The sequence below is a fragment of the Mesorhizobium sp. M0808 genome, from assembly GCF_040320025.1.
In the GTDB taxonomy this organism is placed as follows: domain Bacteria; phylum Pseudomonadota; class Alphaproteobacteria; order Rhizobiales; family Rhizobiaceae; genus Mesorhizobium.
In genome coordinates this window covers 37,805-56,703 of sequence record NZ_JAMYOX010000002.1, presented here as the reverse complement: position 1 = coordinate 56,703, position 18,899 = coordinate 37,805, and the positions used below count along the sequence as shown (strand labels likewise).

Sequence of the window (18,899 nt, the reverse complement as noted above, 5' to 3'; positions counted from 1 at the left end):
TGGAATGCTCCTCTGCACCAAGCGAAGAAAGTGGCGGAGCACTTTTCGTTGAACCCCCGCTTGTGCCAAAAGACCGGCGTGAGGGAATACACCATGACCACCACCCCGATCTTCCTGGACGTCGACGGGACGAGCATCGCCGTCAGGCATGCGGCAGGTGCCGAGCCCGGCATCGTCTGGCTCGGCGGCTACAAATCCGACATGCTGGGCACCAAGGCCGAAACGCTGTCGGAATGGGCGCGCAAAGAAGGTCGCGCCTTTCTGCGCCACGATTATTCCGGCCACGGCGAATCGGGTGGCGCCTTTGCCGACGGCACCATCTCGAAATGGCTGGGCGAGAGCCTGGCGGTTTTCCGCCGCTTCACCCAGGGCAGGCAGATCCTGGTCGGCTCCTCGATGGGCGCCTGGATCGCGCTGCGCATGGTGCAGGAATTGCGCAAGGCGGGCGAAAACAGCATCGCAGGTCTTGTGCTGCTGGCCCCGGCGCCCGATTTCACCGCTGAACTGATCGAGCCGGTGCTGACCGGAGCGCAAAAGCGCGACCTCAGGAAAAAGGGCTTTTTCGAGGAGCCGTCGGACTATTCAGCCGAGCCTTACATCTACACGCGCGCGCTGATCGAGGACGGCCGCAACAACCGGGTGATGGCCGGGCCGATCGACACGCACTGTCCGGTCCACATCCTGCAAGGCCTTGCCGATCCCGACGTGCCGTCGAGCCATGCGTTGAAGCTGGTCAGCCTGCTGCCGGCCGACGACGTCACGCTGTCGCTCATTCCCGACGGCGACCACCGCCTGTCGCGGCCGCAGGATCTCGACATGCTGGTGCGGGCGGTGGACGCCATGGTGCGGCAGGCGGGATAGATTCAGCCGTTGCGGAACGCATAAGCATATCCGTTGATGGCCGGAGCGCCGCCAAGGTGGGCGTAGAGCACTTTCGATCCCTTGGGAAAATAACCCTTGCTCACGAGATCGATCATGCCCTGCATGGATTTTCCCTCATAGACCGGATCCGTGATCATGCCTTCAAGACGCGCGCAGAGACGGATTGCTTCCTTCGTCTCCTGCGAGGGGACGCCGTAGACCGGATAGGCATAATCTTCGATCAGGACGACATCGTTCTCATCGAGCTCCTTGCCGAGTTCGACCAGCGTCGCGGTGCTCTGCGCGATCTTGAGCACTTGCGCCTTGGTCTGCGCCGGGGTGCAGGATGCGTCGATGCCGATCACCTTGCGCTCGCGGCCGTCCTTGGCGAAGCCGACCAGCATGCCGGCGTGAGTCGAACCGGTGACGGTACAAACGACGATGTAGTCGAAGGCAAAGCCGAGATCCTTCTCCTGCGCGCGGACCTCCTCGGCAAAGCCGACATAGCCCAGGCCGCCATATTTGTGTACCGAAGCCCCGGCCGGAATTGGATAGGGTTTGCCACCCTTGGCCTTCACATCCGCGATTGCCTGTTCCCAGCTTTCCCTAATCCCGATGTCGAAACCCTCATCGACCATCTGGACATCAGCGCCCATGATCCGGCTCAAAAGGATATTGCCGACGCGATCGTAGACGGCGTCCTCGTGGGGCACCCAGCTTTCCTGCACGAGGCGGCACTTCATGCCGATCTTCGCCGCGACGGCCGCCACCATGCGCGTATGGTTGGATTGGACGCCGCCGATCGACACCAGTGTGTCGGCGTTTGAGGCGATCGCGTCCGGGACGATATATTCGAGCTTGCGCAGTTTATTGCCGCCGAAGGCAAGGCCGGAATTGCAATCCTCCCGCTTGGCATAGAGATCGACCTTCCCGCCGAGATGACCACCAAGCCGCTCCAGTTTCTCGATATGGGTCGGCCCGAATGTGAGCGGATAACGTTCGAATTTCTCGAGCATGAGAGTGCCCTCGCTTGTTCCATTCATTGCGGTGTGGTGCGATGAACACTATCAGCTCTGCCTTGAAATGTGCTCTCAAAGATCGAGCCCAGAATATCCAAAATATCGCTTCATGGCATTGAAATGTCATATATATTCGATTCTTAATCCGAATAACGGAAGAATCTTTCATGCGCGCAGCGCTCGACCGGATCGACCTGAAAATGTTGCGCCTGCTCCAGGGCAATGGGCGACTGACCAATGCGGAGCTGGCGCAGTCGGTCGCTGTTAGCCCGGCGACGTGCCACCGCCGGACGCAACGCCTGTTCGATGAAGGCTACATCAGCCATGTCAGGTCGATGGTGACCCCGCAGAAGGTCGACAGAGGCGCGTTGGTGATGGTTGGCGTCGTACTCGACCGTTCGACCCCGGAGAGTTTCGCGGAATTCGAAAAGGCCGTCGCCAAGCTGAAATTCATCCTCGACTGCCATCTGGTGGCAGGCGACTTCGATTATTTTCTGAAGATCAGGGTTGGTGACATGGCGGATTTCAACCGAATCCACGGGGACCAATTGATCGCACTGCCTGGCGTTCGCCAGACCAGAACCTTCTTCGTGATGAAAGAGGTCGTCGACAATGCGCCTCTGGATTTTTGAACGGACGGCTTCGAAGCGTCAAACCATTGCACTCAGCCAGCAGACGCGATCGGCGCTGGATTTTCACTACAGAACCGTCGGCGGCATTGCCCCCTTATGGGGCCTGACTGCTCTTTTCCTCGAAATGCTCAAAAAGCGATAATCATTTCAGCCGCTTGTCCGGTTTTGGCGGTCGCTGTCTTGAATCGCCGTTTTCTCCATCCCATTTCGATTTCACGCAGCCGGATTTGGCTGTCTCCAACTGAAGGATTGGGAGAAATGAACACATCTGCATTGATCCGTCCGGCCTGGACGCCGGCGACCATCGCGTTGATGGTGATCGGGTTCATGGTGTTCTGGCCGCTCGGCTTCGCCATGCTCGCCTACATCATCTGGGGCGACCGGCTCGAGGGCTTCAAGCGTGACGTCAATCGCGCCACAGACGGCATCTTCGCCGGCTGCCGCCGCGGGTCCGACAAGGCCGCGCGCTGGGGCCATGGCTCCGCCCGCACCGGCAACGTCGCTTTCGACGACTGGCGCGAAAAGGAACTCGAGCGGCTTGCCGAGGAACGCCGCAAGCTCGACGAGATGCTGAGCGAGTTCGACGAATATGCCCGCGAATTGCGCCGCGCCAAGGACCAGGAAGAGTTCGACCGCTTCATGGCCAACCGCAACAAGTCGACGTCGCCCACGACCGGTGGGTCAACCGGCTCGACGACGAACAACAAACGCGGCGGTAATTCCACGCCAGGCCTGCTCGACGAGTAAAGGTCCTTGCCCCGATAAATAATTCAAAAACGGCGCCGCGTCAGCGGCGCCGTTTCTTTTTTGTTCTATTCGTTTCCCTCGAATCGCGTATCGTCCCGGCATGTCATTCGGCTTCTTCCGCACCCCGGCGAAACCCAAGCCCACGCCCGTCGTGGAGCGCGAGCATTGCGTTGCCGGCCGCACGCTGCCGCTCAAGATCGTCGAGAACGACCGCGCCCGCCGCCTGACGCTGCGCATCGACTCCGGCGGCCGCGGCCTGCGCATCACCGTGCCGCCGGGGCTGCGCCGCGGCGAGGTGGAAAAATTCCTCGACCGCCATCAGGACTGGCTGGAGCAAAGGCTGGCCAAGGTACCCAACCGGCCACAGGTGCGGCCCGGCATCAAGGTACCGGTGCGCGGTGTGCCGCATCGCATCGTCCATGAACCGTCGAAACGCGGAACCGTCACGCTGTCGCGCGACGAGCGCGGACCGCTGATGATCGTGCATGGCGAACGCGTGCATCTGCCGCGCCGCATCGCCGATTTCCTGAAGCGCGAAGCCAAGCGCGAGATCGAGGCGCTGGTGACGAAGCACAGCGCGGCGATTGGCAAGCGGGCCAAGGCGATCCGCTTCAAGGATACGTCGAGCCGCTGGGGGTCCTGCACGTCGGACGGCAATCTGTCGTTTTCCTGGCGCATCATGATGGCGCCGCGGCCGGTGATAAACTACCTCGTCGCGCATGAGGTGGCGCACCTCAAGGAGATGAACCACGGCCCGAAATTCTGGAAATTATGCGAGCAGCTTTGCCCGGACACCGAGCGTTGCAAGGACTGGCTCAAGCGCAATGGCGGCGCGCTGCAGGCGATCGCGTTCGAGTGATTGATGCCTGCGCGGATGGAATACCGGCTGATTGGAGCGGGCTGGGCGATGTGCGATGTCACGGTTGGGGACCTTCAGGCGACCGTGGCGGCGTCTTATCTGGGCGATGCCCTCAACGAGTTGCTTGGCGCCACGCTGAACGCGCTGAAAGGCACCAGGTATTCGGTCGCACGCTTCTGTGATGAGCCCGGTGAGTATCGCTTCGTCCTGGTGCCAGAAGGCGCTTTTGTCAGAGTGCAGATACTGGAATTTTCAGAAATCTGGTCTGACGAGCCAGACGACTTCGGCGAGGTGAAACTTGAAGCCACATGCGGGTTGCGAGAGTTCGCAGAAGCAGTTCTCAGTGCCGCGCGTGAGGTTTTGAACACACATGGCCTCAAAGGTTACAAGGAAAACTGGCGCAAACATGACTTTCCGTTGGAGGCCATGAACAACCTAAGTTGCGCGTTGAGAGGAGGAACACTCCATTGACAGAGTGCGCTTTTGATCAGGGCTTAATTGCTCAATCGTCATTGGCCGCGTTCAACTCCTCCGGCCGCAGCCCCTCGTCGGCGTGGCGCGGCCAGGGCAGGAAATCCTTCTCGAAGCCATCGTTGCTGAAATAAGCCAGCGCCCGGTGCGCCTCGGCGCCGTTGAAGGCGGCCTTGTCCATCAAATGAGCGATGACCTCATGGGCCTGCGCCAGCTTTTGCCTGAGTTCCGCGACGGTCTTTTCCGGCATGATCTTTGTTCTCCCGCCTTTGTGCCTGAGCAAGGCAGCGCGTTGCGTTCTTAGATTAGCAAGGTAGCGCGTTGCGCTCTTACATTAGCAAGGTAGCGCGTTCCGCGCTGGCGGCAAACAGGATGCTTTTTCTCGACTCTTTGGCCGTTTCGTGCCAATCCCGCGCCATGGCGCTCGACATCAAGATATGCGGGTTGAAGACCGACAAGGCACTGGCCGCGGCATTGGCCGGCGGCGCCAGCCATGTCGGCTTCATTTTCTTTGCCAAAAGCCCGCGCTATGTCGAGCCGGCGGAAGCTGGCCGCCTGCGCGAAGCGGCGCGCGGCAGGGCCAAGGCGGTTGCGGTGACGGTCGACGCCGGCGACGCGTTTCTGGATGAGATCGTCGAAAAAATGCAGCCCGACATGCTGCAGCTTCACGGCGCCGAAACCCCTGAGCGGGTGGCCGAGGTGAAGGCGCGCTACGGCTTGCCGGTGATGAAGGCGCTGCCGGTCAGCGAGGCTGCCGATCTCGAGCAGGTAAAACCCTTCGTCGGCATTGCCGACCGCTTTCTGTTCGATGCCAAGCCGCCTAGGAATTCGGAATTGCCGGGCGGCAACGGTCTTGCCTTCGACTGGCGCATTCTTGCCGGCCTTGACGCCGGCGTCGATTACATGCTTTCCGGTGGGCTCAATGCTGGAAATATCGGCGACGCCGTTCGGCTCGTGAACCCGCCCGGAATAGATATTTCTTCGGGCGTGGAAAGCGCGCCGGGCGTCAAGGAACCGGCGCTGATCGAACAATTTTTCCGGGCCGTCGGGGCAGCACGCGACAACCGCGCCGCCTGACCACGCTTCAAACCGCAGACCAGGAGATCGGCGATGGATAAGCCGGCGATACCGAATTCCTTCCGCACCGGCCCCGACGAGCAGGGCATGTTCGGCATTTTTGGCGGTCGTTTCGTTGCCGAAACGCTGATGCCGCTGATCCTCGAGCTGGAGCGGCACTGGAACGAGGTCAAGAACGACCCGGATTTCAAGGCCGAGCTGACCGATCTCTCGACGCATTACGCCGGGCGGCCTTCGAAGCTCTATTTCGCCGAAGGCCTTACCCGGCATCTTCGCGGGGTTTCCGCGGCTAAGGGCCTCGGGGGCGGCGCAAAAGTCTATTTCAAGCGCGAGGACCTGAACCACACTGGCTCGCACAAGATCAACAACTGCCTCGGCCAGATCCTGCTCGCCAAGCGCATGGGCAAGACGCGGATCATCGCCGAGACCGGCGCCGGCCAGCATGGCGTCGCGTCCGCTACAGTGGCGGCGCGCTTCGGGCTTCCTTGTATCGTCTATATGGGTGCAACCGATGTCGCCCGGCAAAGCCCCAACGTCTTTCGCATGAAGCTTCTGGGCGCCGAGGTGCGGCCGGTGACCGCCGGCCACGGCACGCTGAAGGACGCCATGAACGAGGCGCTGCGCGATTGGGTGACCAATGTCGAGGATACCTATTACCTGATCGGCACCGCCGCCGGCCCGCACCCCTATCCGGAGCTGGTGCGCGACTTCCAGTCGGTGATCGGCACCGAGGCGCGTGCCCAGATCCTCGAGCAGGAAGGCCGGCTGCCGGACACCATCATCGCTTGTGTCGGCGGCGGCTCGAACGCCATCGGCCTGTTCCATCCCTTCCTGGATGACAGGCAGGTGCGCATCATCGGCGTCGAAGCCGGCGGCCGCGGGCTCGACGGCATCGAGCATTGCGCCTCGATGAGTGCCGGCGCGCCCGGCGTGCTGCATGGCAACCGCACCTACCTCCTGCAGAACGCCGACGGCCAGATCATGGACGGCCACTCGATCTCGGCCGGCCTCGACTATCCCGGCGTCGGGCCGGAGCACTCATGGCTGCGCGATTCCGGCCGCGTCGACTATGTGCCGATCCTCGACGACGAGGCGCTGGAGGCGTTCCAGCTGACGACACGCGTCGAGGGCATCATTCCGGCGCTGGAATCGGCCCATGCCATCGCGCAGGCGGTGAAGATCGTGCCTGATATGGACAAGGACCAGATCGTCATCGTCAACCTGTCCGGCCGTGGCGACAAGGACGTGCACACAGTGGCCAATATGCTGGGCATGGAGATCTGATCATGGCCACTCGCATCGACCGCCGCATGGCAAAGCTGAAGGCCGAAGGTCGACCGGCACTCGTCACCTATTTCATGGGCGGCGACCCGGACTACGACACCTCCCTGTCGATCATGAAGGCGCTGCCCGGCGCCGGCAGCGACATCATCGAGCTCGGCATGCCGTTTTCCGATCCAATGGCCGACGGCCCGGCGATCCAGGCGGCCGGCCTGCGGGCGCTGAAGGGCGGCCAGACACTGGTCAAAACGCTGAAGATGGCCTCGGAATTCCGCGCCGGCGACAGTGAAACCCCGATCGTCTTGATGGGCTATTACAATCCGATCTACATCTACGGCGTCGAGCGCTTCCTGAGCGATGCGCTGGCCAGCGGTATAGACGGGCTGATCGTCGTCGACCTGCCGCCTGAGATGGACGAGGAGCTTTGCATCCCGGCACTCAAGGCCGGCATCAATTTCATCCGGCTGGCGACGCCGACCACCGACGACAAGCGCCTGCCCAAGGTGCTGCAGAACACGTCGGGTTTCGTCTACTACGTCTCGATGACCGGCATTACCGGTTCGGCGTTGGCCGACACCGGCAAGGTGGCGGCAGCGGTCAAGCGCATCAAGAGCCATACCGACCTGCCGGTTTGCGTCGGCTTCGGCGTCAAGACCGCCGAGCAGGCGCGCACCATCGGCGCGTCGGCCGACGGCGTCGTTGTCGGCACCGCGATTGTCAATGCCGTCGCCAACGTGCTCGGGCCGAAGGGCGAAAAGACCGCCGATCCGGCCGAGGCCGTCGCCACGCTGGTCAGCGGGCTTTCGCAAGGGGTTCGCGCGGCTCGCCTTGCTGCCGCCGAATAATCTTCCTACGTCTTCTTAAGGGACAGGAGCCGAAGCGATGAACTGGATCACCAATTACGTCCGTCCGAAGATCAATTCGATGCTCGGCCGCCGCACCGACATGCCGGAAAACCTGTGGATCAAGGATCCCGAGACCGGTGAAATGGTGTTCCATAAGGATCTGGAGCAGAACCAGTTCGTCATTCCGTCCTCCGGCCATCATATGAAGATATCGGCAAAGGAACGGCTGAAATTCTTCCTCGACGACGGCAAATACGAGACGCTGGAAAACCCCAAGGTCGTTCAGGATCCACTCAAGTTCCGCGACGAAAAGCGCTACATTGACCGGCTGAAGGATGCCAAGGCCAAGACCGGCATGGAAGATGCCATCATCAATGCGCTGGGCACGGTCGAGGGCCTGCCGGTGGTGGTGACGGTGCAGGATTTTGCCTTCATGGGCGGCTCGCTCGGCATGGCGGCCGGCGACGCCATCGTGCATGGTTTCGAGGTCGCCTTGCAGCGCAAGCGGCCGCTGATCCTGTTTGCGGCCTCCGGCGGCGCCCGCATGCAGGAAGGCATCCTGTCGCTCATGCAGCTGCCGCGGACCACGATTGGCGTCGACAGGCTGAAGGAGGCTGGCCTTCCCTATATCGTCGTCCTGACCAACCCGACGACCGGCGGCGTCACCGCCTCCTATGCCATGCTGGGCGACGTGCATATTGCCGAGCCCGGCGCCCTGATCGGCTTTGCCGGCCCGCGCGTCATCGAGCAGACCATCCGGGAAAAGCTGCCCGACGGCTTCCAGCGCGCCGAATATCTGATGGAACACGGCATGGTCGACATGGTGGTGTCGCGGCTGGAGATGCGCCAGACGGTTGCGCGGCTGCTGAGAATGCTGCTCAAGCTGCCGGAAGAGCAAAAACCGCAGGAGCCGGAAATCCTGCCGCCGGTGGCGATACCGGCCGAAGCCCGGCCGCAAGCCTGACGCGACATCACGCGGCGCGAGCGGCTGTTGTGTGCCGTTGTGCGCGCGCGTAGGATTCCTTCATGACCACGCTTGCCGCCGACCGCGAAATCGAAAGCCTGATGGCGCTTCACCCGAAGGGCTTCGACCTTTCGCTCGACCGCATTTCGCGGCTGCTCGAGCGCCTCGGCAATCCGCAAGACCAGCTGCCGCCGGTCATCCACATCGCCGGCACCAACGGCAAGGGCTCCTGCGCTGCTTTTTCACGGGCGCTGCTCGAAGCCGCCGGCTACCGCGTCCACGTCCACACCTCGCCACATCTGGTGAACTGGCACGAGCGCTACCGGCTGGCCGCGGATGGCGGCGGCAGGCTGGTGGACGACAAGGTCTTCGCCGAAGCCATCGCCCGCGTCGCCAAAGCCAATCAAGGCCAGAAGATCACCGTCTTCGAAATCCTCACCGCCGTCACCTTCCTGCTGTTTTCCGAACATCCGGCCGATGCCGTCATCCTCGAGGTTGGCCTTGGCGGCCGCTTCGACGCCACCAATGTCATCGCCGAGCCGGCCGTGTCGGTGATCATGCCGGTGTCGCTCGACCATGAAGCCTATCTCGGCGACCGCGTCGAGCTGATCGCCGCCGAAAAGGCCGGCATCATCAAGCGCGGATGCCCGGTCGTCATCGGCGCGCAGGAAAGCGAGACGGCCCAGCAGGTGCTCATCGAAACCGCCGAGCGGCTCGACTGCCCCGCCTTCGTCTATGGCCAGGATTTCCTTGCCTATGAGGAAAACGGCCGCATGGTCTATCAGGACGAAGACGGATTGATGGACCTGCCGCCGCCGCGCCTGCCGGGGCGCCATCAATTCGCCAATGCGGCGGCGGCGATCGCGGCGGTCAAGGCAGCGGGCTTCGAGATCAGCCACCGCGCTGCCGAGAAGGCGATGGCGAATGTCGCCTGGCCGGGCCGCATGCAAAAGCTGCCACAAGGCCGGCTGAGCGAACTGGCGCCGAAGGGCGCCGACATCTGGCTCGACGGCGGCCATAATCCCGGCGCCGGCGTGGTCGTCGCTGAGGCCCTGGCCGAGCAGGAGGAAAAGAACCCGCGGCCGCTGTTCCTGATCTCGGGCATGATCAACACCAAGGACCAAAGCGGCTATTTCCGCGCCTTCAAAGGGCTGGTGCGGCACGTCTACACCGTGCCGGTGAGCCTGAGCGACGCCGGCGTGCCGAACGACGAGCTGGCGACCCGCGCCATTGAGGCAGGCTTGTCGGCCGAACCGGTTAGTTCCGTTGCAAACGCACTGATGCTGCTGCGCGACACATGGGACGGACCGCCGCCGCGCATCCTGATTGGCGGGTCACTTTACCTGGCCGGCGCGGTATTGGCCGAAAACGGCACGCCGCCGGTTTGAGGCGTGCTTCAGCCGGGCCACGGTGACGCCACACTTATCAGACCACCGCGAGGAGCCAATCATGATCAAGGTAAAGCAGCTCGCTCACGTTTGCATTTTCGCGAATGACCTGGAGATGACGCGAAGCTTCTATCGGGACGTCCTCGGCATGGACACCCAGTTCAATTTCCTGCGCGACGGGAAGATTTTCGGCTTCTACCTCAATTGCGGCAGCCGTAGCCATGTCGAGGTGTTCCAGAAAGACGGCGCCAGCTATGGCGACTTGAACCAGATCAACCACTTCTGCCTCGAAGTGGAAAACATCGACGCCGCGATCGCCCATCTGAGGTCAAAGGGGGTTGATGTCACTTCAAAGAAACGCGCGTGCGATGACACCTACCAGGCTTGGATCCGCGAGCCCAACGGCGTGAAGATCGAACTGTTCGAATATACTGAGAAAAGCGCACAATTCGTCGGTGGCGATCGTATCGCGGATTGGTGATCGCGCCTCGCCGGGACAATTGTAGCGGCGCAGCCGATGGTTGGTGGACTACTTCAGCTCGACCTCGATGAAGGCGAATTCGCCATCGTTTGCGCTGATGACATCATGTTCGACGCCCTCGTTGCGGAAATACGGCGCGCCCTTCTTCATCTCGGCAAAGGATTCGCCGTCCTTGGTCAGGAGCTTCACCTTGCCGTCGGTCAACGGCACGATCACATAGTCGTGGCCATGGCGATGCCAGCCGGTGTTGTCTCCCGGGGCGAAGCGGTATTCGGTGACGATGACGCGCTCATTGTCGATGAAGACGGTGGCCTTGGCGGATCCGGTCATATCGCTTCTCCTTTGAATTCAGAAGAGAAGAATACCGGGCGGCAAGCCGCGAGTGCCAGAGCGGCCCACCAATGACGCCAGCAAAAGAAGGCCCGGCGCGAGGCCGGGCTTTTCTGCAAAATTTTGATCGGATCAGGCGAGGCTGCCGTTGATCCAGTGCGACAATGCCGTTTTCGGCGCAGCACCGACCTTCATGTCGGCGACTTCGCCGCCCTTGAAGATCATCAGCGTCGGGATCGAGCGTACGCCGAACTGCGCGGCCAGCTCAGGATTCTCGTCGATGTTGAGCTTGGCGATCTTTATCTTACTGCCGAGTTCGATGGCGATGTCCTCGAGCGCCGGGGCGATCATCTTGCACGGGCCGCACCATTCCGCCCAGAAATCGACCACGACCGGCTCCTTGGCGTTGAGCACGTCGGCCTGGAAATTGCTCTTGTCGACCTTGACGGTGGCCATGCTGAGATCCTTTCGATTTGTTCGTCGCACCAAATGTGGTGGTGGTCGCGTCCGTCTTCAAGCAAGTGTTGTGTCACGCTCCCGTGAGTCTAGCAAGCGCATCGTCCAAGGCCGCCGCCGGCAGCTCGATCAGCCGCGGTGCCTCGGTGAACAGCAGCGCCGCCGAGACCTCGCGTCCCGGATAGAGCGGCTGAAGCAGCGCGCGATAAAGTGCGAGCTGCAGAACATAGGCTTGCGGCACTTCGGCGAGCGTAGCTGGCGCTGGCCGATTGGTCTTGTAGTCGACGATCGAAACCTTGTCCGGCGTTGCTGCCAGCCGGTCGATCTTGCCGGAAATCGAGCGCAGTTTGCCCCTTACCTCCAGGCTGCCCATGATGGCGACTTCGGCGCGCGAGTTTGGCGCAAACAGCGGCGCGAAGCGGCTGTCGGCAAGAATTCTGAAAACGCCAGCCAAGGCCTTGTCGTGCTCGTCGTCGAGCCATTCCGCGCCGGCTCTTGCCAGATAGCGTTCGGCGGCATCCCGGCGTTTTCCCTCGGCGATGCCGGGCAGCATCTGCAGCAATTTGTGCAGCGCCAGCCCGCGCATGACGGCAAAGCCGGGCTCGGCGTCGGCATCCAGTACCGGCGAACGCGTGTCGGCCACCGCTTGCCGCGCCTCCTCGATCAGCACCGAGGCGCCGGACGGCGAGAGCGGCCGCGGCAATTCCTCGAAGGGCGGCAGAGGCCGGAACAGGGTTTCAAGCAGTGGTGCAAAGCGTTCCGCCTGTCGTGCCTCATTCACTGCCGCCAGTGGCATGGGCGGCAGTTTCGTCACCTGGAAACGATGCACGGTCTCGCCAGTGGCGGGATGCCGGCGTTCTTCGCTCTCCGCGGCACCGACCAGTGCGCGGCTGACGATCGAATGCCAGGTGCCGGTATTCGGCGCCCGCTTGCCATGGTAGCCGCAGACGATCAGCCGATCCTCGGCGCGGGTCATGCCGACATAGAGCAGCCGGCGGTATTCGTCGTCGGCGAGCTCGCGGGCGCGGGCCGATGCGGCGCGTGAAAACCCATTGGCGACATCGCTGGCCGAACGCCAGAGATAGCCCTTGCCCTCCCAGCAGTCGCCCGAGCCTTCGAACGGCATCAATCTCGGCAGATGCTGGTCGCTGAACGGCGCGGAGCCGCCATCGACAAGGAATACCACCGGCGCTTCCAGGCCTTTGGCGGCGTGCACGGTCATGACGCGAACCTCGTCGCGGGTCTGGTCCATTTCGCGCTTGATCTCGGGGCCGGCGTTTTCCAGCGTCGACAGGAAGGATTCCAGCCCTGGCAGGCCGGTTCGCTCCTCGGCCAGGCAGAAATTCAGGAATTCGTCGAGGATATCGCCGGCCTCCGGACCGAGCCGCGCGATCATCTTCTTGCGCAGGCCGTCGCGGGCGAGAGCTGCGGCATAGAATTCGAACACCGGCTTGAATGCGGCCTCGTTCGACCATGTGTCGAGCCGGCTGACGACGGCGGCCAACGCCTCGCTTTCGCCGACATGCCGGCGCAGCGAGGCGATCAGCGAGACGCCCGACGGCCTCTGGGCAGCAAGCGCGAAAAGCTGCTCTTCCGAAACATCGAAGATCGGGCTGCGCAGCACGGCGGCCAGCGACAGATCGTCCTCGGGCTGGATGAGAAAATGGCCAAGTGCGATCAGGTCTTTCACCGCGACGTGGCCGGGCAGGCTGAGCCGGTCGGCGCCGGCCACCGGAATGTCGCGGCGCTTCAGCGCCCGCGTCAGCGCATGGACGAAGCGATCGCGCTTGCGCACCAGCACCAGCACGTCGCCGGGGCGGAGTTTCTTGCCGCGGCCTTCGATGACCTCACCGTTGCCGATCCAGCCGGCAATCGTTGCGGCGACGTTTTCAGCGACGCGGACTGCCGGCGCGTGGGCATGGTCGACCGCTTGCGTCCAATCGTCTGGTTCGTCGACGACGTTGGCGCCGATCGACGGCCAGACCTCGACATGACCCGGCGCATCGGTGCGGATCGCCTTGTGGTCGAGCGGATCAGGATCGTGGCTGATGCCGCGCCGCACGTTCGGGTCGGCAAAGACCCGGTCGACGGCGGCAAGAACATCTTCGGTCGAGCGGAACGACCAGGTCAGCTTGAGATCGGCGAAGGCGGCGGCGGTGGATCTAACTTTGCCGGCAAACAAAAGCCGGCTGTCGGCAAAGGAATCCGGGGCGGCTCCCTGGAAGGAATAGATCGACTGCTTTTCGTCGCCGACAGCAAAGATGGTGCGGTGGACCGCGTCGCGTGCGCCGAGCCCGGCAAAGAACTCCTCTGCCAGCCGCTTGACCACCTCCCACTGGTCGGGACTGGTGTCCTGCGCCTCGTCGAGCAGGATGTGGTCGATGCCCTGGTCGAGCTTGTACTGCACCCAAGGGCCGGCATCGGGCCGTGCCAAAAGGTTGACCGTACGGGTGATCAGGTCGTTGAAGTCGAGGAAGCCGCGGGCGCGCTTCAATTGCTCGTAACGGGCGATCAGCCAGTCGGCGATGGTCAGCGCCGCACGCGTGCCTTCCAGCATCCTGAACAAGGCCAGCCGGTCGGAGATTTCGAGAATGGCGTCGACCGCCGCCAGATAACGTTCGGCAAGATCGGGCAGCCGGTCAAGCAATGCCCTTTTAAATGTCTTTGCCGGATCGTAAGGCTCGCCGTCGGCCCTCAGGAAAGCCTTGGAGAGCAAATTCAGGCGACGTACCGGATCCTCCTCGGCAAAGGCAAGGCGGGCGTATGGCAGCAGATTGTTCAGCACGATGCGCGCATCGGCGGCCTCGGCCGCCCGTGAAAAGGTCACGAGATAATCCGGCAGGAAGCCGGGCAGCGGCCAGACCGAGGCGGCTATACCTTCGGCCGTCTGGCCGGCGCGGAAATGGAACTCGTCGAACAGCGCCTGAAAACCATCGCCGCCGGCCGCGGTGATGAACGCACGCAAACCATCGCGCTTGCGCACGATCTCGGCCAGCAGTGCGTCGAGCCCATGCTCGCCGCCGCGCTCCAGCACGGTGGCGAAGGCGTCGGACAATGCCGCATCGCCTGCAACGCCGCCCGAAATCATGTCGCGGCGGGCGGCGGCAAACAGCGATGCCTCCATTTGCGGATCGAGCATTTCGAAATGCGCAGGGATATTGGCTTCCAGCGGGAACTGATGCAGCACCGATTCGCAGAAGGCGTGGATGGTCTGGATCTTCAGCCCGCCCGGTGTTTCCAGAGCCTCGGCAAACAACCGCCGCGCCCGGCGCATGGTTTCGCGGTCGGGCTGGCGGCCGTCCAGCGCCTCTATCCGTGTCGAGAGCTCGGCATCGCCCAGGGCCGTCCATTGCGACAGGGTCGAAAACACCCGGTTCGACATGTTGGCGGCGGCGGCACGCGTATAGGTCAGGCACAGGATCTTGGACGGATCGGTGCCGCGCAGCAACAGCCGGATAACGCGCTGGGCGAGTACATGGGTCTTGCCGGATCCGGCATTGGCCGACACCCATGCGGAATTGCGCGGATCGGAGGCGCTTGCCTGACTGGCGACAGTGTCGCTTGGAATGGGATAGGCCTTTTTCATGCCTCCCCTCCCTCGTCGTCGGCATCGCCGCCGGCCGACCATTCGAGCACGCGGGCGAGATGGTCGTAGTCGCCGTCGGTCTCACCCTCGCGGAACGGCAGCGCCCGCGACAGATAGCCGGTCGCCGGGTCGGCGTAGTGGATCAGCAGTTTTTCCAGCCGCGCCCACGCCTCTTCGGTGAGATCGGCGGCGGTTCGCGGCTTGCGGTTGTATTCGAGGATCGATTCTTCGAACACCTCGCCATTCGGCCTCAGCCGCACGAAAGCCAGTTGCGACGGCTCACAGGCGCCAAGCTCCTTGAAGGCGCCGCGACGCAGCAGCGCGCCCTCCAGCGCCAGTTGCGGCGCGAGCAGCGTGTGCGCCTGCGCTTTGGATGGCGAGGAGCCGGTCTTGTAGTCGAGGATGTCGGCCATGCCGCCAGCCAGCAGATCGATTCGATCAGCGTAGCCGGACAGGGTCACGCCGGATCGGCCGACACCGGTCTTTTCGGCGCGTTCCTCGGCGTGCCGCCGTGCCACGGCGGCGGCCCGGCCGCGCTCCCATTCGATGATGCCGGCGGCAAGCTTTTCAAAACGCGGCCACCACACCGCCTCGACATCGGCCGGCAGGGCCGCCTCGGCAAAGCAGGAGCGGCCTGCGGCGATGAGCCCGTCCAGCGCCTCCGGCGCGCGCGGGTCGGCCACCCTCGCCGAGAAGAGGTGCAGAATGGCGTGAAACAGCGTGCCACGCTCGGCGGCGCCCGGATCGCGAATGACCGGATCGAGCGGCATCAGGCCGAGTATCCTTCTGGCATAGACCGCATAGGGATCGCGGCGTAGCGTTTCGATCTCGGTGACCGAGAAGTGGTGCGGCCGCGCGGCGAGCGGCGGCTTCGGCTGCGGCCTCGGCGCAAAGTCCTGCTTTTCGCCGGCATCGAGCGCACGCGCCCAGGCAAGCAGTTCGTCGCCGCGCCGGCGAAGTGCAGCAGCGTGGTCCTCGCCGACGAATGTAAGGATGCGCTGCAGCCAGCGCGAAGGTACCGACGGTGCGTCGCCGGAGCGGCCGGAGCGAGCCAGCACCACTTTTTTGGCGCCCATGGCCATCTGGAAATCATGGGCGGCAAGGCCGATGCGCCGCTCGGGCGGTTCAAGATCGATGCCGGTCTTCATCAGCCGCGACATGAAGCGGTCGCTCTCCGGCTTGCGCGGCCACACGCCTTCGTTGAGCCCGCCGACGACCAGCGTGTCGACATCCTGAAGCCGCGCTTCCAGCGCACCCCAGATGGCGATGTTCCTGTCGGTGCCCTGCGCCGGCTTGACCGTCTCGGGCGCGATCAGCGCCTCCATCACGTCAGGCCATTCGTCAGCGGCGAAGGAGAACGACACCGAGGCCGCGACCAGCCCGCGCAAGAGCTCGGCGAGCTTTTCGCCGGCATCGCCCGCATAGAGTTCGCTCAGGCTGCCGTCAGCGGCGCGGCCGAGACTTTCGAGCGCAACGACGCTGGCGCGCACAAGGGTGGCAAGATCGGCATTCTCGTCGCCGCGAAAAGCAACCAGCGGCGCCAGCGCGGCCGTTAGCCGGATCAGCAGGTCGCGCGCCTGTTCGATGCGCCTGACCGAAAGCCGCGGCCACCAGAAGGGTGGGCGGCGATTGCCGCCGCCGTCGAATTCGAGGAGCCGGGTGTCGAAGAGCTGCGGCAGCGACGCCACGTCCGGACGCCCTGTGCCGCCGCGCAGCCCCACGAGTTCGACGATTTCGGCCGCATAGCGCACGCTTGCCCTCTCCAGGCCGAGGCCAAGCAGGGGATGCTTGAGCAGCGACAGCAGGGCGACGGGGTCGCCCGGGCGGAAGGCTGCCTGAAGCGCCAGCCTGAGCAGGCTGGCGGCTGGTGTGTTGATCAGCGGCGTGCCGCCGGAATCGTCGGCGGCAACGCCGAAGCGCAGCAGCTCGACTGAGACGCGCCGCGCCAGAGCGCGGTCGCCGGTGACGAGTGCGGCGCGCTGGCCGGGCCGTTCGACGGCCTGTTTGAGCGCGACAGCGATCGCCACGGCTTCGTCGCGTTCGCTGGCGGCTTCGAGAAGCGTCACATCGGCGAAGGCCTCGGCAATATCGCCGGCCCTAAAGCGGGCGCGCGTCTCGGCCCAGAGCTCGGTGGTCTCCGCCGGGCGCAGCGCTTCGCCGACAAGTGCGGCGCGCAGCGCAAGCGGTCGCGGCGCAACAGCAATCTCCTCGACATCGGCGCGCGGCACGCCGATCTTGCCGATCAACTTTGCCAGGCCGTATTGCGGGTGGCCAAGCACGGCTGGGCGCGCGCCCGGTGTGGTGATCGCGGCAAAGGACGGCTCGTCCAACGCCCGGTCGAGCCCGGGCAGCACGACGGCGCCATTGGGCAGACCGGCGATCACGGCAAGCAGCTCGGCCGTGGCGGGAATGGAGCCGGTGGAACCGGCGGCGATCACCGGTCCGGCTGGCGGATTACGCTTCAGCCGCGCCGCCTCCAGCCTTATCAGGGCATTACGATGCGCGGCCGGATTGGAACGATGGCGTTCCTCGAGCAGGTTCGGCCAGTTCTCCGTCACGATGGTCAGGAAGTCGAGTGTCACCTGCCACCAGCCTGCAAGATTGCCGGTTACAAGGTCGGCGAGCCTTGCCCAATCCGTGCCTTCGGTGTCGATCTCATCCATCAGGCGTGCAAGGTCGCGCGCCAGCCAGATGGCGTCGGCGGCGGAGGCCGGTATGACGATCTCCTCGTCGAACAATGCCGCGACATGTGCCGGCAGGCGGCGTTTCCACGCCCGCACCAGCGGCGCAAGCAGCAGAAGACGCTCGACCGCGGCGATCGGCGGCGCAAGGTCGATGGCGACCGAAGCTCCTGCCTCGAAGGCGGCTTCATCTTCATCGAACTCACCAAGCGGGCGGATGACCGGCAGGATCGCCGAGCGGCTTCCCGAGCGCGAGAGAGCATCGACGAAGACGCCGCGAAGCGCCCGCGCCGCACGGCGCGTCGGCACATAGATGGTGAGATCGGCCAGCGCCAGCGGATCGCCGTCATAGGCGAAGCCGGGAACCAAGCGCCCCGCAAGCAGCGCCTCGGCCAGCGTCGGCAGGAACGGCGCTCCGGGCGGGATCGAGAAAACGCGGCGGGAGCCGCTCATTTCGCCTCGGTAAAAGCGCCGGGTGCCTCAGCAACAGCATTGGGCGTGCCGGCAAGCGCGGCGGCGACGGCCGCTTCCGCAAGCGGAATGGCATCGGGCGTGCCGACAGTAATCCAGTGACCCTGCATTTTCATGCCGAACAGGCGCCCAGTAGCGATGGCCGCATCGAAATAGGCATTGAGCGAGTGCGGCCCGGTCGGAGCGTCCTTGAAAAGGCGCGGATGGGCGATTGCGGCGCCGGCATAGATCAGACCGGCGGGATCGTTGTTCGCACGCCGCAAGGCGCCGCCCGGCGCCATCAGGAAGTCGGTGCCGCCGCTATGTCCGGTTGCCGACTGGAGATCCGCAAGCATCAGCAGAATGTCCATTGTCACGCCCTCCCATGCAAGGGCAAGTCGCCTGAGATTGGAGACGCCGCTGTCGATCCAGAAGGTGTCGGCGTTGAGCACATAGAAGGGCGCCCCTAACCTGGGCAATGCCTTGACGATACCACCGGCGGAGTCAAGCAAGCCCCTGCTCTCATCCGAGATGACGATTCTCGGCGCACTGCGGCGGGCTACATGGTCCACGATCTGTTGCGGGAGGTAATGGACGTTGACGACGGCCGTGGCGACGCCGGCTTCGGCTAGGCAGTCCAGCCCCCAGTCGAGCAATGTCTTGCCGGCGACCTTGACCAGCGGCTTCGGCATGGTGTCGGTGATCGGCCGCATGCGCTTGCCGAGCCCGGCGGCGAGCACCATGGCGGTCGTCGGCATCGACTGCTCATCC

General features: G+C 63.8%; 19 protein-coding genes. 11 read left to right on the top strand and 8 right to left on the bottom strand.

The window, feature by feature from the left end; genetic code table 11:
- Positions 1-93 precede the first annotated feature (93 nt).
- Positions 94-861 carry an alpha/beta hydrolase gene (locus tag NKI25_RS03345; protein WP_352844977.1) on the top strand — a complete coding sequence of 256 codons (768 nt, stop codon included), beginning with the start codon at positions 94-96 and terminating at the stop codon, positions 859-861.
- A 2-nt stretch (positions 862-863) separates the two neighbouring features.
- On the opposite strand, the gene NKI25_RS03340 is transcribed toward NKI25_RS03345, so the two are convergent.
- Positions 864-1,877, bottom strand: a complete 1,014-nt coding sequence (locus tag NKI25_RS03340; protein ID WP_352998178.1) for a 1-aminocyclopropane-1-carboxylate deaminase — start codon at positions 1,875-1,877, stop codon at positions 864-866.
- Positions 1,878-2,047: 170 nt separating this feature from the next.
- Here NKI25_RS03340 and NKI25_RS03335 point away from each other — a divergent pair, with 170 nt between their 5' ends.
- Positions 2,048-2,512, top strand: a complete 465-nt coding sequence (locus NKI25_RS03335) for an Lrp/AsnC ligand binding domain-containing protein (RefSeq protein WP_023677570.1) — start codon at positions 2,048-2,050, stop codon at positions 2,510-2,512.
- 128 nt (positions 2,513-2,640) lie between these two features.
- Here NKI25_RS03335 and NKI25_RS03330 read toward each other — a convergent pair whose 3' ends face one another.
- On the bottom strand, positions 2,641-2,841 hold the full coding sequence (locus NKI25_RS03330) for a hypothetical protein (RefSeq protein WP_198023569.1): 201 nt from the start codon (positions 2,839-2,841) through the stop codon (positions 2,641-2,643).
- Between NKI25_RS03330 and NKI25_RS03325 the strand changes: the two genes are divergently transcribed.
- From NKI25_RS03325 to NKI25_RS03315, 3 genes are all read left to right on the top strand, one after another.
- The gene (locus NKI25_RS03325) at positions 2,771-3,259 is read left to right on the top strand and encodes a DUF2852 domain-containing protein (RefSeq protein WP_023677569.1); all 489 of its coding nucleotides are present in this window, start codon (positions 2,771-2,773) and stop codon (positions 3,257-3,259) included. The two genes, NKI25_RS03330 and NKI25_RS03325, sit on opposite strands and share 71 nt — an antisense overlap.
- A gap of 100 nt (positions 3,260-3,359) precedes the next feature.
- Positions 3,360-4,118 (top strand): M48 family metallopeptidase, encoded by a 759-nt coding sequence (locus NKI25_RS03320; protein ID WP_023677568.1) that lies wholly within the window; start codon positions 3,360-3,362, stop codon positions 4,116-4,118.
- Between the two features lie 3 nt (positions 4,119-4,121).
- On the top strand, positions 4,122-4,589 hold the full coding sequence (locus tag NKI25_RS03315; protein WP_031211993.1) for a hypothetical protein: 468 nt from the start codon (positions 4,122-4,124) through the stop codon (positions 4,587-4,589).
- A 31-nt stretch (positions 4,590-4,620) separates the two neighbouring features.
- On the opposite strand, the gene NKI25_RS03310 is transcribed toward NKI25_RS03315, so the two are convergent.
- A complete protein-coding gene (locus tag NKI25_RS03310; protein ID WP_023677566.1) occupies positions 4,621-4,839 on the bottom strand; it encodes a hypothetical protein in 219 nt (72 codons plus the stop codon).
- Between the two features lie 167 nt (positions 4,840-5,006).
- Between NKI25_RS03310 and NKI25_RS03305 the strand changes: the two genes are divergently transcribed.
- The 6 genes from NKI25_RS03305 to NKI25_RS03280 all read left to right on the top strand — a co-directional run bounded on the left by NKI25_RS03305 (position 5,007) and on the right by NKI25_RS03280 (position 10,625).
- Positions 5,007-5,666 (top strand): phosphoribosylanthranilate isomerase, encoded by a 660-nt coding sequence (locus NKI25_RS03305; RefSeq protein WP_023677565.1) that lies wholly within the window; start codon positions 5,007-5,009, stop codon positions 5,664-5,666.
- A gap of 33 nt (positions 5,667-5,699) precedes the next feature.
- Entirely contained in the window at positions 5,700-6,950 is a 1,251-nt protein-coding gene (gene trpB, locus NKI25_RS03300) for a tryptophan synthase subunit beta (RefSeq protein ID WP_352576311.1), read from the top strand.
- 2 nt (positions 6,951-6,952) lie between these two features.
- Positions 6,953-7,792 carry a tryptophan synthase subunit alpha gene (trpA, locus tag NKI25_RS03295; RefSeq protein WP_023677563.1) on the top strand — a complete coding sequence of 280 codons (840 nt, stop codon included), beginning with the start codon at positions 6,953-6,955 and terminating at the stop codon, positions 7,790-7,792.
- A gap of 37 nt (positions 7,793-7,829) precedes the next feature.
- Positions 7,830-8,756 (top strand): acetyl-CoA carboxylase, carboxyltransferase subunit beta, encoded by a 927-nt coding sequence (gene accD / locus NKI25_RS03290; RefSeq protein WP_352998177.1) that lies wholly within the window; start codon positions 7,830-7,832, stop codon positions 8,754-8,756.
- Positions 8,757-8,818: 62 nt separating this feature from the next.
- A complete protein-coding gene (locus NKI25_RS03285; RefSeq protein WP_352472565.1) occupies positions 8,819-10,144 on the top strand; it encodes a bifunctional folylpolyglutamate synthase/dihydrofolate synthase in 1,326 nt (441 codons plus the stop codon).
- A 61-nt stretch (positions 10,145-10,205) separates the two neighbouring features.
- A complete protein-coding gene (locus tag NKI25_RS03280; RefSeq protein ID WP_352634865.1) occupies positions 10,206-10,625 on the top strand; it encodes a VOC family protein in 420 nt (139 codons plus the stop codon).
- A 48-nt stretch (positions 10,626-10,673) separates the two neighbouring features.
- Here the strand turns inward: NKI25_RS03280 and NKI25_RS03275 are convergent, their stop codons facing one another.
- The 5 genes from NKI25_RS03275 to NKI25_RS03255 form a co-directional block, all read right to left on the bottom strand.
- Positions 10,674-10,955, bottom strand: coding sequence for a cupin domain-containing protein (locus NKI25_RS03275; protein ID WP_023718287.1), 282 nt, complete (start codon positions 10,953-10,955; stop codon positions 10,674-10,676).
- A 132-nt stretch (positions 10,956-11,087) separates the two neighbouring features.
- Positions 11,088-11,411: a thioredoxin gene (trxA, locus tag NKI25_RS03270; RefSeq protein WP_023677558.1), complete on the bottom strand. Its 324-nt coding sequence runs from the start codon at positions 11,409-11,411 to the stop codon at positions 11,088-11,090.
- A gap of 73 nt (positions 11,412-11,484) precedes the next feature.
- Positions 11,485-14,997 carry a double-strand break repair helicase AddA gene (addA, locus tag NKI25_RS03265; protein ID WP_352998176.1) on the bottom strand — a complete coding sequence of 1,171 codons (3,513 nt, stop codon included), beginning with the start codon at positions 14,995-14,997 and terminating at the stop codon, positions 11,485-11,487.
- Positions 14,994-18,131 (bottom strand): double-strand break repair protein AddB, encoded by a 3,138-nt coding sequence (addB, locus tag NKI25_RS03260; RefSeq protein WP_352998175.1) that lies wholly within the window; start codon positions 18,129-18,131, stop codon positions 14,994-14,996. Before addB ends, addA begins: the two co-directional genes overlap by 4 nt.
- Positions 18,128-18,871 carry a nucleotidyltransferase family protein gene (locus NKI25_RS03255; protein ID WP_352998229.1) on the bottom strand — a complete coding sequence of 248 codons (744 nt, stop codon included), beginning with the start codon at positions 18,869-18,871 and terminating at the stop codon, positions 18,128-18,130. Before NKI25_RS03255 ends, addB begins: the two co-directional genes overlap by 4 nt.
- Positions 18,872-18,899: the final 28 nt, after the last annotated feature.

Coding starts and splice junctions, on each gene's coding strand:
- NKI25_RS03345 (WP_352844977.1), top strand. CDS start 94: ATGACCACCACCCCGATCTTCCTGGACGTCGACGGGACGAGCATCGCC.
- NKI25_RS03340 (WP_352998178.1), bottom strand. CDS start 1,877: ATGCTCGAGAAATTCGAACGTTATCCGCTCACATTCGGGCCGACCCAT.
- NKI25_RS03335 (WP_023677570.1), top strand. CDS start 2,048: ATGCGCGCAGCGCTCGACCGGATCGACCTGAAAATGTTGCGCCTGCTC.
- NKI25_RS03325 (WP_023677569.1), top strand. CDS start 2,771: ATGAACACATCTGCATTGATCCGTCCGGCCTGGACGCCGGCGACCATC.
- NKI25_RS03330 (WP_198023569.1), bottom strand. CDS start 2,841: ATGAACCCGATCACCATCAACGCGATGGTCGCCGGCGTCCAGGCCGGA.
- NKI25_RS03320 (WP_023677568.1), top strand. CDS start 3,360: ATGTCATTCGGCTTCTTCCGCACCCCGGCGAAACCCAAGCCCACGCCC.
- NKI25_RS03315 (WP_031211993.1), top strand. CDS start 4,122: ATGCCTGCGCGGATGGAATACCGGCTGATTGGAGCGGGCTGGGCGATG.
- NKI25_RS03310 (WP_023677566.1), bottom strand. CDS start 4,839: ATGCCGGAAAAGACCGTCGCGGAACTCAGGCAAAAGCTGGCGCAGGCC.
- NKI25_RS03305 (WP_023677565.1), top strand. CDS start 5,007: ATGGCGCTCGACATCAAGATATGCGGGTTGAAGACCGACAAGGCACTG.
- trpB (WP_352576311.1), top strand. CDS start 5,700: ATGGATAAGCCGGCGATACCGAATTCCTTCCGCACCGGCCCCGACGAG.
- trpA (WP_023677563.1), top strand. CDS start 6,953: ATGGCCACTCGCATCGACCGCCGCATGGCAAAGCTGAAGGCCGAAGGT.
- accD (WP_352998177.1), top strand. CDS start 7,830: ATGAACTGGATCACCAATTACGTCCGTCCGAAGATCAATTCGATGCTC.
- NKI25_RS03285 (WP_352472565.1), top strand. CDS start 8,819: ATGACCACGCTTGCCGCCGACCGCGAAATCGAAAGCCTGATGGCGCTT.
- NKI25_RS03280 (WP_352634865.1), top strand. CDS start 10,206: ATGATCAAGGTAAAGCAGCTCGCTCACGTTTGCATTTTCGCGAATGAC.
- NKI25_RS03275 (WP_023718287.1), bottom strand. CDS start 10,955: ATGACCGGATCCGCCAAGGCCACCGTCTTCATCGACAATGAGCGCGTC.
- trxA (WP_023677558.1), bottom strand. CDS start 11,411: ATGGCCACCGTCAAGGTCGACAAGAGCAATTTCCAGGCCGACGTGCTC.
- addA (WP_352998176.1), bottom strand. CDS start 14,997: ATGAAAAAGGCCTATCCCATTCCAAGCGACACTGTCGCCAGTCAGGCA.
- addB (WP_352998175.1), bottom strand. CDS start 18,131: ATGAGCGGCTCCCGCCGCGTTTTCTCGATCCCGCCCGGAGCGCCGTTC.
- NKI25_RS03255 (WP_352998229.1), bottom strand. CDS start 18,871: ATGGTGCTCGCCGCCGGGCTCGGCAAGCGCATGCGGCCGATCACCGAC.